Raw genomic sequence first — 13,418 nt, 5'->3', positions numbered from 1 at the left:
GGGACGGTGGCGCGTCCGAGACATCTCCGGAGAACTCGGTCGTGAACTCCCCGGAGAACTCGGTCGTGAACTCCCCGGAGAGCGACGTCCGGAACTCTCCGGAGAGCGACGTCCGGAACTCTCCGGGCGAGGTAGCCGAGCAGGACGACCGTAAGGCTGCGATGCCGGGTCACGGGGTCGGCGGTCCCGTCGCCTCCAACGGCCCCACCACCTCCGCCGCGCCCGGCACGGGCACCGGCGCCCGGCCGGGTGGCGTCCCCACCGCCGGAGGCACCCCGGCTCCCTCCGCCACGCAGTCCCAGGGCACCCTTACCCCGGACGGCACGGCCCCGGCGGACGGCTCGCAGACCACGGCGGACGACTCCCGGCAGACCTCGCAGCCGCCGGAGACCGCCTCCTCTCCGGAGACCATCAACTCGTCCGAGACCACAGGCACTTCCGACTCCACGGAGAGCGTCCCCGCCTCGGCCACCGACATCGCCACCGCTCCGCCGAAGGTGAGCACCACCGGCTCGTACGCCGGCACCGGCGACGTACGCGACATCAGCGGCCCGAGCGACGTGAAGGCCGGTCCCACTCCCGCCGGCAACCCCGCGACGCCCACTCGGACACCGCCGTTGACGATCGTGGTCTCGCAGGCGCCGCCGCCGGTCGAGGGGGCGCCGGAGGCCGCCGAGCTGCTGGACGGGGCCGGACCCGACCGGGCCGTGGTGCTCGGGCCGGCGGCCGCGCCGGAGGGGGCGGGGCGCCCGGTACGCGCCGCCGTCGAGCTGACCCGTGAGGGGCCGGGCGCCCCGGTCCGGGTCCGCCCGCTCACCGGCCCGACGCACGCCGCGACGCCGGACGGCACCACGGACACCGCGTTCCCCGGCGCGGACGTGCTGCTGCCGCTCGCCGACGCTCTCGGCGCGGCCCCCGACCCGGCACCCCGGCCCGTCACCGAGAGCGACGGCGGACCGGTCAGCACTGCCCCGGCCTCGCCCCCGAAGGTGCTCTCGGGGACGACACCTCCCGACGCCGGCGTCGCCCCGGACTCGACGGCCACCACTGAGCCCCCCGCCCCCGAACTCGCCACCCTGTCCCGCTCCTGGACCGAGCCGGCCACCGACCTGCACCTGGAGTCGGGCGGCGGCAACGGCGGCACCCCGCCGCCACCGCCACCGCCACCGCCACCGCCGCCGCCGCCGGCACCGGCACCGGCGCCTCCGCCAGTGCGTGGTGTGCCGTTGCCTCCGCCGCCTCCGCCGGTGCCTCCGGGGGTGGGTGGTGTGCCTGCTGCGCCGCCTCCGCCCGGTGCGCAGGTGCGTGCGTCTGGTGGGGCTGTTGGTGGGGTTGGGTTCGGTCTGGGTTCGGGCCTGACCTCTAATACCGAGGTGGTCAGGCATGAAGAGGGCGAGGACACCACACACTGGAAGATCGTGGGCTTGGCGTCGTTCGACCGGTACAAAATCCAGAAGACTGGTCCCGTAGCCGAAGGTGAAAGCGAGTTCCACCTTGTCTCCGCCAGTGACCAAAACTGGGCTGTTCCTGAGAAGGCCGGGGCATCGCGGGAGAACTTTCTCCAGCGACTGGAGCAGAAGCGGGCCGAGCAGGAGGAAGCTGATGTCCGGGCGGCGGCAGAAGACTATCTCAGTGCCGACTACATGCGGATGAACCCCCTCCTGTTCGCGTTCAAGCAGGCCGGATACACGTTCCGGGAGGTTTTCAGCCCCGGTTTCGATTTTTCCGAGAAGGCCGAAACGATTCTCGAGTTGTGGAAGAAAGTCGCCAACGACCGGGGAAGAGACAAGAGTTTGACTGAATTGTGGGATCGCGGGGATCTCGTCGTCCTGCACGACAAGCTCCGGAAAATCCACAGCGGCTGGGATTACTTCAGCAAGCCCCGGATTCCGGGTGACACCGTCGTGCGGGGCGACGGTGCGGGCATCTACCAAGCCTACGGAGTCCTCAATCCCGACGGCTACGAGGAGCCCGGTTACCATCAAATCGGTGAAACGGTTTCCTGGTACGGTTTGATGTCCACCACCACCGCCGACCCCAAGGAACACATCTACGTCGAGAAAAAGCAGGTGGTCTGGAAGTTCAGGGTTTTGGACGGTCACGCCGGCAGGGTCATCGGCACGAACAATCCGTCGGAAGCTGAAGTCACCTTCCCCGCCACCACTCAGATCAGGATCAATGAGGTACTGATCCGCGACGGGGAGTTCGAACGCAAGCGTTCTGAGGAATTCCCTGACGCGGCGCGGGTCGTCGTGTTCGCTGACATCCTGTCGGAGAACTCCGCCCGGCACGACAGGCACGCCGGCGTCGCCCCGGACTCGACGGCCACCACTGAGCCCCCCGCCCCCGAACTCGCCACCGTGTCCCGCCCTGGGACCGAGGAGGCCACCGACCTGCACCTGGAGTCGGGCAAGGACAACGGCAACGGCAACGGCAACGGAACCGGCGGACACGACCCCGGCCCCGGCGGCGAGCCCGGGAACGGCGACACCCCGCCTCCGCCCCCGCCCACTGCGGTGCGCACGGAGACGACAGATCCTGTCCACGGCGGCGACCCCCTGCCCGCGAACACCCCGGAGGCACTGGGCACCTCACACCAAGGGGAAGCATTCGGGCTGAGCACCCCGTCCGGTGCCGACACCGCCGCGGACACCGGCACGCACCGCGGCCCGGTGCAGCAGCACGGCACCGTTTCGCCGAAGCCCAAGGACGATACCGCTGTCCCGCTCCGCCGCAGCGTGCTGGTGGTCTCCGACGAGAGTGGGCTGGGACTCGGCGGCGTACCCGTCTTCAACATGGAGCTGGTCAAGGGGCTCCACCACGACCACGACGTCACCCTGCTGACGGTCGACAACCACGAGGACTACGAGCCCGAGAAGATGCGGGACCAGCATGGCGGCGCGAAGATCGTCAACGTGTCGGTCCCCGACGTGGCCGAAGGGCGCGACCGCCTCGACGTCCTGGCGAAAGGCTCACCGGACCAGCACGGGCTGCCCACCGACGTCGACGCCTTCGACATCATCATCGGCCACTCCCGCTTCTCCGGTCCGGCCGCGCAGCAGATGCGCGACTCCTGGTATCCCGGCGCGCGGGTAGTGCACTTCCTGCACACGAGTCCCGTACGGCTCGACAAGATCAAGGGCCAGCCGGGGAAGGGCGCCAAGAAGGCCACCACGGAGCGCAGGCTGATGCAGAAGGCCGACCTGGTGGCCGGCGTGGGGCCGTTGCTCACTGAGGAGGCCGAACGCCTCTCGGAGGAGGTGCTGCGCATCCCCGCGTTGCACGGCTTCGTGCCCGGTACCGAGATCGGCACGCCGGTCGAGCCGTCGATTGTCAACAAGGCCAAGTATCTGCTGCGTCTGCCGAGGAAACTCAAGCTGCTGCTGCCGGGACGCGCCACGGACGAGATCAAGGGCGTCAATGCGGCCGTCCAAGCGGTCGGCATGCTACGTCGCCCCCTCTCCCAGGGCGGCTTCGGCCTCGACGTCCGTCTGAACATCCGCGGCGGACCGGATCCGGAGAGGAACCCGGAGGAGCACGCCCGGTGGGCTTCAATCATCCAGGCCCAGGGCGAGGGCGGCGTCACCATGCTCCCGTTCAGCACGGATCCCGCTGAGCTGGTCGAGGACCGGGAGACCACGCACGCACTGATCATGCCGTCGTTGCACGAGGGGTTCGGGCTGGTCGCCGCCGAGGCCGCGGGACGCAGCATCCCGGTCCTCGTCAACGGGGAGAGCGGTGCGGCGGAGTTCCTGAACCAGGTGACCGACTTCGGCGCCAGGATGACCGTCGACGCTCCCTTCACCATCGACTCCGCCACCGGAAGGGAGGTCGAGGGCGGCCCCGACGAGCGGGCACAGGCGTGGGCCTCGGCTCTCGCGGACCTGCGCGACAGGCTGCCGACCGCGCGTAAGGAGGCCGGGCAGCTGTACGGCATCCTCAAGAGTTACACCTGGCGCCATGCCGCGCAGGCGCTGGTCGAGGCGACCATGGCGACCGCGGACCCCGCGCCGGACCGAGCGCACGCCACGGGGTATACCCACCGCGGCGCGGTCACCCAGCAGGGGCCGGACGGCAGCGTGGAGAAGCTCAGGGACCGGTCGGACTGGAAGCCGCACGACTACTGGGACGGCTCCACCCCGGGGCCGACCACCGGCCTGTGGAGCCCAGCGGAGCAACTCGACCAGCTGTCGGATCTGGCAGGGGTCCTGGACCTCAGCGGAGCGCCCACCTCGTCGGCGCCGTCGACCGGCGAGAGCCTCCGGCGGTCGAAGTCCGAGCCGGCGGCCGACCTGCGCCTGGAGTCGGGCGGCCGCGACAGCGAGGGATCCGGCGGCCCAGTCCCCGGCCCCGGTGGCGGGCACGGCCTCGCAGACGGCGGCACCCCGCCAGCTCCCGCGTCCACCACGCCGGGCAACTCCACGGCCGCCGCCGCCCCGTCGCCAGGGCGGATTATCTTGCGGCCTGCGGACAGCGGAGGAAGGGCCGGCGACGACAGCGGTCCCCGGCGCTCGGCCGACGAGCCCGCCGTCACCACGCTGGACGGCCTCACCGTGCCCGTCTCCCAGGTGCGGCGCTGGGTGCCGGACACCGCGCTGCGGCCCCAACCGGGGCGTGCCGTACAGACGTTGACCATCTCGCAGAGCCCGGCAGAGGACGGTACGGCGCACAGCGCGGGGCGTCGCGCGCTGCTCGGCCAGGACACCTTCCGCGGCGTGCACACCACTTCCGCTTCCCCGGCCCCCGAGACCGCTGCGGAGCCGCCCGCCCGCCGTACCGTGTTCACCGGCCCGCCGACCGCGCTCCCCGGCTCGGGCACCGAGCGTGGCGCCGACTACTTCGTGGGGCACGGCACCTCCCGTACCGTCACTCTCGGTACCGAGAACGCGGCACGCCCCACCGTGAAGGTCAGCGGTGTGCAGCTCGGCGAGGTGCTCAAATCCTGGACTCAGGACGCCGATCAGGACCGGCCGCTGGTGCTGTTCTCCTGCGAGACCGGGCGGCAGCCGGAGGTGGCGGGGCTGCCGGTGGCACAGCACGTGGCGAACCGGACCGGGCGACGGGTGTACGCGCCGACCACCGAGGCGGGCACGGCCCGGGACCGGGACGGCAACGTCCGCGCGGTGCTCACCGAGGGCCCGGACGGGCAGGGACGGTGGCGGCTCTTCACCCCGGAGCCCAGCGGTGCCGACCTGGACGGGTTGGCGCGCGACGCCGGCCTGCACGCGGGCCCGGAACCGGCCGACGCCTTCGCCCGGGCCCGTACCCTCCAGCAGATCCGCACGCTGCGCGACGCCTTCGGCCCGGACGCCGAACAGCGGCCGGAGAACCGGGAGCTGCTCGCCGGGCTCGCCTTCGTGGACGGCCTGCGCTGGCTCAGCCCGGACACCGCAGGCCGCTACGGCGACGGCCGGATGACCCCGGACCTGCTGCGCCGGATGGTCATCGACTGGCGCGGCGCGGCGGGCGGCACCACCGGCGATCCGACGGCCGACCTCACGACCGAGCAGTACACCGCATTCCTGCGCGCCGTAGCCGAGTTGCGTTCCACCGCCGGGCCCGACACCACGCTCGACGCCCTGCTGCCCCCGCCCCCGCCCGCGCTCCCGCCGACCACCCTGGTCTCGCCGGAGGAGGTGATTGGTCTCGCCTACGCGCCCGCCGCGCGGATCACCTGGGAGCTCTCCGATACCCAGCTGCCGCTGTCCGACCTGGCCCTGAGCCCCGAGGACACCGCCGAACTCGCCCGCCGCAGGCGCGACCTGACGCCCGCTTCGAGCCGCCCGGAGAGCCTCGCCGAAGACCTGACCCCGTTCGGCAAGGGCGCCGCGATGCCCGGCCCGGCAGACACCGTGCACGCGGACGGCGTGGCCTTCAGGCGGCTGAACACCCCGGGCGGCGGAAACTGCCTCTTCCGGGCGCTGCTCGACAGCGCGCGCAGCCAGGACATTCCGCCCGCATGGGCCGCGCGGAACGTCGCCGGGCTGCGCGGCCTGCTGCGCGACCGGATCACCGGGTCCGAACTGGCCGCCGCGGCGGCCGAGGCGACCCCGGACCCGGTGCGCGCCGTGGTGGACGACCTGTGGTTGAGCGCCATCGCCGGGGTGCAGGACCCGGGCGAGCAGAGCCGGATCACCGAGCGCTGGAACCGGATCAGGAAGGCGGTCGTCAACCACGGCGACGCCGGCCAGTGGCGGCAGATCCTCCGGGACAGCGGCTACCCGGACCTTGCCGACGTGGCGCCCACACCCGCCGACGCGCGGCGGCTCGGCACCGCGGGGCTGATCGCCGCGGCGTCCGAGCTCCCCGGGCTGTGGGCCTCTCCCTTCGCCGACGAGCTCCCGCAGGCGTTGGCGCACACCCTCGACCTCGACCTGCGGCTCGTTCAGCCCGACCGGCAGTCGCCGGGGAACGCCCTCGTCATCCCCCTCCACCCGGGCGGCCAGGGCGGCACCCTGCACCTGGCCTACAACGGCATCGACCACTTTGATGCCCTGGTCCCGGCCTCGGCCCCGCTCACCCCCGAACCGGATTCGGCCACCACCGCGGACCCCGCCGCCCAGCAGGGCCCCGCTGCCCCGGATCCGGCCACCACCCCGGACCCGGATACCCAGGACCCGGACGGCTCCGACCCCTTCGGGGAGTGGCTGCGCAGCATGGGCCGGATCACCGACCTCTACGGCCTCGGCACCGAGACCGCCGACCGGGGCGACCGGGTACCGCTGGAGACCCAGCTCGAACGGCACCGTCCGGCACGGCTGCTGACCGGCCAGGACGCCCGGCGGCCGGGCCCGGCACCGCGCACCGTCACCTTCGAGGACGGCAGCCGGCTGCCCACCGTCCTGATCAGCCCGGACGCCGATCCGCGCGACGGGAGCCCGGGCAGCCGCACGGACGGGACCCCGCAGAGCCCGCTGACCGGGCTTCTCACCGGCCCCGGCGCCATCACACTGCGCTCGCCCGAGCAGGCGGCTGAGGAGATCCTCGGGAAGCTGCCGAAGCAGCTGCGCGCCCAGTTCGACGAGGCGGAGTTGCTGCGCCTGCTGACCCAGCAGCCCGGCGCCTTCACCGCCCCGCGCGGCGCGCGCCTCGTGGGCCGGGAGAAGTCCGGGGTCGGCCACGAGATGACGGTCGAGGCGATCCCGTACCACCGCTGGGAGCGCTTCTCCGACCTGAAGGGCAGCACGGTCCGGCTGGACACCTCGCGGCGCGGCCAGGCCGGTACGGGCGGCGGGCGCAGTGTCGGCTCCGGTCGCCGGATCGCCGCCGCGCTGAGTATGGGTCCGCCGCTCAACTGGCTGCTGAAGATCGGCGTCTCGCTGGGCTGGACCCGCAGGACCGGCTACACCCTGGGCAGCCAGGCGTACAACCAGTCCGAGTACCGGGCCTTGGGGGGCTCGCACCTGCACCTGGACGACGTCTACTACCGGGTGCGAGTGGACCGGGTCACCGAGGCGCCGAGGACCAGCGGCCAGAGCACCCCGGCGACCGGCCGGACCAACTCGTCCGTGCCGACGCCCGGTTGGCGGCGCACCCAGGTGCACAGCGCGGACTTCGCCATGCGGGACGGCCTGAGCTGGCGCCTGCTGGACGACCTCACCGTGCCCTTCAACGGGCCCCATCGGGCGCCGGAGACGCTCACCTTCCCGGACGGGACGGAGCCGCGGGTCACCGAGACCACCGGACTGCACCTGACGGACCCGCCGGAGGACGTGGCGCTCGCCATCTCCGGTGCGCGGCCCGGTAGTTCGGCGCACCGCACGCTGGTCTCGTACGTCCGGCCGGGGCGGCTGCTCGCCCTGTTCGTGCGGTTCTCCGGGCCGGTCAGCGGACCCGAGCTGACCCGGGGGAGCGGTCAGCACCCGCTGGGGCACCTGATCGTGGAGCGGTCGGTTCCGCACCGGGCCACCCTGGTCACCGAGTCGGTCAAGGCGGAGTTGCGCGACCTCACCCAGACCACGTACCAGAACCAGCGCGGCCACGCCCGCGACACCCGCTTCGGCGTCCAGGTCACCGCCGGGCCGAACCACACCCTCGTCGGCCCGGAGACGGACGTACGTCTCCAGGGAGGCCCGCTGGTCCGCGCGGACCTCAGCACGGGGCGGGGCCATCACCTCGGCACCGACGCGGCCCGCAGGACCACCGGCCACATCCGCAACCACCCGGTCGCGCTCTACCGGGTGGAGCGCACCCTGATGGTGCGCAAGGCCGGCGAGCCGCCGTCCGCGGCCCGCCCGGTCCGGGTGGTCAGTCTGGACTGGATCTCCACCCAGGACGCGCGCCGGCTCGCGGGCTGGGACAGCCGTACGCCCGGACAGGCGGGCCCGAACCCGGACACCGAGCCGCCGGTGCCGTGGTACCTCACCCGGGAGGACCCGGTGCACCTGAGCGGCCAGGTCCGCGCCGAGGGCTTCCGCCCCGACCGTCCGCAGAACCCGGTACCGAGCCGGAACCAGGAGCAGCAGAACCAGGAGCAGCAGAACCAGAACGTGCAGCCCGCCCCCCAGGACCCCTTGCGGGCCTTCGCGGACGTCGTCCTGGACACCCTCCACCGCTCGTACCCGTCGCTGTTCGTCCCGCCGCTGATGCTGCGGCACCCGCGACTGGCCAAGTTCTGGTACGGCGACGGGCGGATGCGGACCGCGCTGCACAACGACCGCCAGGTGCGCGAGGCGCTGAACCGGCCCAGCCTGGCACAGAGTCTGGACGACCTGACCACGACCGGGGTGCCGGTCACCCTCACCGAGGACGGCAAGGTGCGCCGCGGTCATCACACCCTGATCCTGCGGGCGCGGCTCACCGACCGGCGGTTCGAGACCACCATGAGCGAGCGTTCGCTGCGCAACGCGGTGATCGGCACCGAGGTCTCCGGCCAGGGGCAGCAGGCGTCCAGCACCCTCTCCGGCGGTGCCGAACTGGGCATCTCGCCGCGTGACCACGACAAGGTGCCCGAGGCCGGGGTGCCGCGCCAGGCCGGCAACGTGTCCCTCGGCGCCCGCTACGCGAGGACCGTACAGAAGGCCACCTGGAGCACGGTCGCGGTCGCCAGCGACCACCTGATGCTCCAGACCGGCGTCGACCTCTACAGCTACCAGGTGGAGCTGGGCGCCTCCTTCGAGGGCCACCGCCGCCCGCGCGGCTGGGCCCGGCTCGCCTCGGTCGGCCTGCTCGGCGCGGGCGTCTTCGTCAGCAAGGTCGAGGAGCGTCCGCTGTTCGGCCGGGGCAGCGAGACCGTGGGCCGGGTGGAGCTGGCCGTGCCCGCGGCGCACGGCTCCGACCGCTACGCCCCCGCCGACCCGCCGCCCGGCGAGCCGGCACCGGCGCCCGTATCGCAGCGGCTCTCCTCCACCGAGGCGGACCAGCTCCTCGACGGCACCCGCCCGCTGCCGAGGGAGGACTCGGCCGACCGGCGGCTCACCCGGAGGCTGCTCAGCGCCCCGCACGTGGTGCTCAGCACCGAGGGCGGCCGGCAGCGCCAGCGGCTCATGCAGGACACCGCCGACCGTGCCTCGGGCACCACCTGGCACGTCAGCGCGCCCGGCGCCCCGGTGCGCACCGCGCTGCGCAGGGCGATGGCGAACCTCGGCGTGGCCGGGCAACTCGGCCAGTACCTGGGCCCGTTCGGCTCCCGCGTCACCGGACTCAACGGCGCCGGACTGTTCCGGACCCACTACCTGAAGGCCGCGGTCCGCGGCGAACTGCACCACGTACGGGTCGAGAGCGACCCGAAGCCGGCCCGCCTCGAGGCCGCCATCGGCAACGAGCACCGCGTCGCCGGCAGCGCGAGCACCGTCTCACGCACCACCCTCGGCCTCCAGGGCGCCGACATGCCGCTTCAGCAGGTCCCGGGCCAACAGGCGGTGATCGGCTCCTACTCGACCGCCCTCCAGTACGCCTGGGGCAAGGGCCGCGGCGTCTCACAGGCCCTCACCCGGGGACACAAGACCACCCTCAAATTCTCCGGGCGGATGTACCTGGTGGTCGCCGACGTCGCCGAGACCGTCGCGGTGCGGGACCGCTGGACGGCCGCGATGGGCGCGGTGGGCACCCGCGCCGGGGCCCGGATCAGCTCCGCAGCCGGGCGGATCTCCGGGCGCCTCGCACGCGGCCTCGCCCCGCGCCGGGCCGCCGCCGCGCTCCATCGCATCCGCGACGCGGTGATGTTCCACCTGCCGATGCAGGACGTCATCGAGGCCGGGCTCGCCCCGGACGGCCTGGGCACCACCACGCCGCGCAACCTCGGCGGCGGCTACCGGGTGCCCGCCTTCCTGCGCGGCCGCCGCTTCCCCACCCACCCCAACGGCCAGCTCGACGCGAGCCACGCGGCGCACCAGCTGATGGGGCGGCTGGAGAAGATCGGAGTGCCCTCGCACGACCGGGAGCAGGTCCTCCAGCGCCTCTCCCCGGACTTCCTCCGCGCCCACCTGCACGAGCTGACGACCGACGGGGTGACCCTGCCGGTCCGCTACCGCGCCTGGTCCAGCCCAAGTCACCTGCCGGTCGGCGGCAGTCCCGGACAGGTCCGGTTCAAGCTGACCCCGGTCACCACCACCGTGGAGAGGCTGCGCACCGGCTTCGAGCTGGACCACATCCGCACCACCGCCCGCGACGACGCGGACGGCGCCTCCCAGGACCGCGGCGCCGCCGTGACGCTCAGCGCCGGCGAGCGCGCGGCGAGCAGCGGCATCCTCACCGCCAACCCCTCGCTCCAGGGCACCGCGGCCGAGCAGCGGTCGAGCGCCCGGACCCAGACCGCCGGCAGCGCCGCGACGCCGCTGATCTCCACCCTGCAGACGCACGCGGAGATCGTCACCAGCTACACCCTGACCGTCACCATGACGGACGCGACCGGCGAACCGCTCGCCCCCCGCGCCGTCGCCCCGGTCGGCAGCCTCAACGAGATCCTCCCGGCCGGCCTGCTCACCCCGGACGGCGACGGCACCGACGGCGCGCTCACCGAGCAGGACGTGCCGGAACCGGAGCGCGCCGTGAGGATGCTGACCGCCGCCCAGGCACGCCCGGAGGGCATCTCCGCCTGGCGCACTTCCGCCACCGGCGGTGGCACCGGCAGCGCCGACTCGGGTGTCCTGCCCTTCGACGACCGGATCGGCTCCGGCTTCCTCGCCGTGGACGTCCGCGGCGCGGCCAACGTGCAGGACGCCCTGACCCTCGCCACCGCCCGCGCCTACGGCCTCGGCGACAGCATCCTCGCCGTGGACGTCCGCGGCGCGGCCAACGTGCAGGACGCCCTGACCCTCGCCACCGCCCGCGCCGACGGCCTCGGCGACATCGACCTCGGCCGGCGGCACACCGGCGAGGTCCTCGGCGAACGCGTGCGGATGGCCCGCCTCACCCCGCTCACCGGCCTCGGCACCGCCCCCGCCCAGGCTCAGCAGGAGGCCACCACGCAGGGCGGTCTGACCTCCGGCTTCCGCGAGGCGCTCACCGCGAACGGCTCACCGCTGCCTCCCCAGGCCTCCGCCCGCCTCTTCGGCCAGTTCCACACCGCCGACTCCCGCCTCTACGCCAAGATGCACCGCCGCGGCGCCCGGCTGCTCGCCGTGGAGAACAAGCCGCGCATGGAGGACATGCAACAGCAGAAGACCTCCGACGCGCTGGAGGCCGGTATCACCGACAACGTCGAGGTCGCGGTGGGCACCTCGCCCATGGCAGGCAGCAGCAACGCTGGCGTGATCAACCCGGGTGCCACGGTCCTGATCGGCGGCGCGAGCGACGGCACCGGGCTCAAGGGCACCGTGGACACCACGCTCGGCACCAACATCAAGATCACCGACCGCAGCATGCTCTTCGCGCTGCCGGTGAGCTGGCTGTCGGTGGCCGAGGTGGACCACCGGGTCACCGACAGCCGCCCGCTGCACGCGCTCGGCAAGGCCGGGCGCGGCCCGCGCGCCGCCGAGGCCGAGACCACCGCCCTGGTCTGGCTGCGCGAGGACATCGCCCGCGACTACGGCCTCCTGGACGACACCACGTTCCCCGGCGAGGTCCGCGCTGCCTGGGACGACCTGGCCAAGGCGGCGGGCGACCTCGCCGCGGCCGAGAAGCGCTACTACGACGCCCGGGCGCGAGCCCGGGAGACGTGGCTCGATCTGAGCACGGAGGAACAGGCCGCGCTCGGCGACGACGACCCCGACCGGGCGACCGACCTGCCGCAGGATGTGGCCCAATCCCCGGCCGTCGCCGCCTGGCAGGCCGCCGGCGAGGAGGTCCGCCTCTGGGAGCAGCGCACCGACGCCGCCGCCGCGGACCACCACCGGCTGCACCTCGCCGCCTCCCGCCTCACCGCCCACCACCAGGGCTCGGTCTCGGTCCCGGTGCCGGACCGGCCGCAGGATTACGCCAAGCCGGGATGGCGCTCCGAGGCGCCCCAGCCGTACAGGATCACCGACGGCACCGGCTCCGCCCCGCGCACCATCACCTCGCCGGACGGCGCCACGGTGCGTGAGGTGCACGACATGCCGCACGACGGCGCCTCGTTCTTCCACGCGCTGCTCGCCGCCGCCCAGGACCGCGGCCGACTGCCTCACCTGCTCGGCGCCGACCTCGCCGGCCGGTTCGCGGGCGCCCCCGGCGACCCGGCGGTCACCGCCGAGGCCATCGGCGCCGCCCGCGACCGCCTCGCCTGGGCGCTGGGCGAGGACGGCAACGAGGACCTGCTCGACGCCCTCGCCCTGGACGCCGCGGACACCTTCACCCAGGACGAACTCGACTCCGCAGAAGTGGAGTTGACTGCTGCGCAGCAGGCCGAGTTCGACGCCTTCGGCCGTCTCCCGCAGACCTTGTGGCCGACCCCCGAGCAGCGGGTGGCGCTGGCCACCGCGGCCCTGTCCCGCCCGTTCGCGAGCGAGCCGCGGCAGGACGGCGCGGAGCACCCTGACGGCGAAGGGGCCCCGCCCGAGCGCCGCGCCGGGGACCACGGCGGCGCCGACCTGCTGCCCGCCCTCGCCGCCCGGGTCCTGGGCACCCCGCTCACCGTGGTGACCGGTCAGGGCCGCGAGCAGCTCTTCCTCCCGCACGGCACCGATCCGGCCGCCGTCGATCCGGCCACCGATCCGGTCCTCTTCGCCACCGGAGGCTTCTTCCACGCCGCCCTCCCGCCCGGCACCCCGCCCCCGGTCGCCACCCCGCTGCCGGCCCCGACGACCGCGGCCGCCTCCGGCACGAACGCCGAGACCTCGACCACCGAGACCTCGGCCACGGGGACCTCGACCACGGGGACCTCGGGTACCGACACCACACGCCCCGGGTCGGAGCAGCGGCCCGCGAATCCGCCCGCGCACCGCAGCCACGCCACCCCGCCCTGGCTGCCGCCCGCCGGCAGCAGCGGCCCGCGCTACCGCCTCGACCGCGACGGCGTCCTCACCGCACCCGACGGCGCGACCTACACCCAGGGCATCCCC

1 protein-coding gene is annotated in these 13,418 nt (G+C 73.7%); it reads left to right on the top strand.

What is annotated here, in order from left to right:
* Positions 1–41: 41 nt before the first annotated feature.
* The coding region (locus tag ACWGI8_RS26540; protein ID WP_453664577.1) for a glycosyltransferase at positions 42–13,418 on the top strand (13,377 nt) is incomplete at its 3' end.

The sequence above is a fragment of the Streptomyces sp. NPDC054841 genome (genome assembly GCF_053611045.1).
This window is presented reverse-complemented; position numbering and strand designations above follow the sequence as displayed.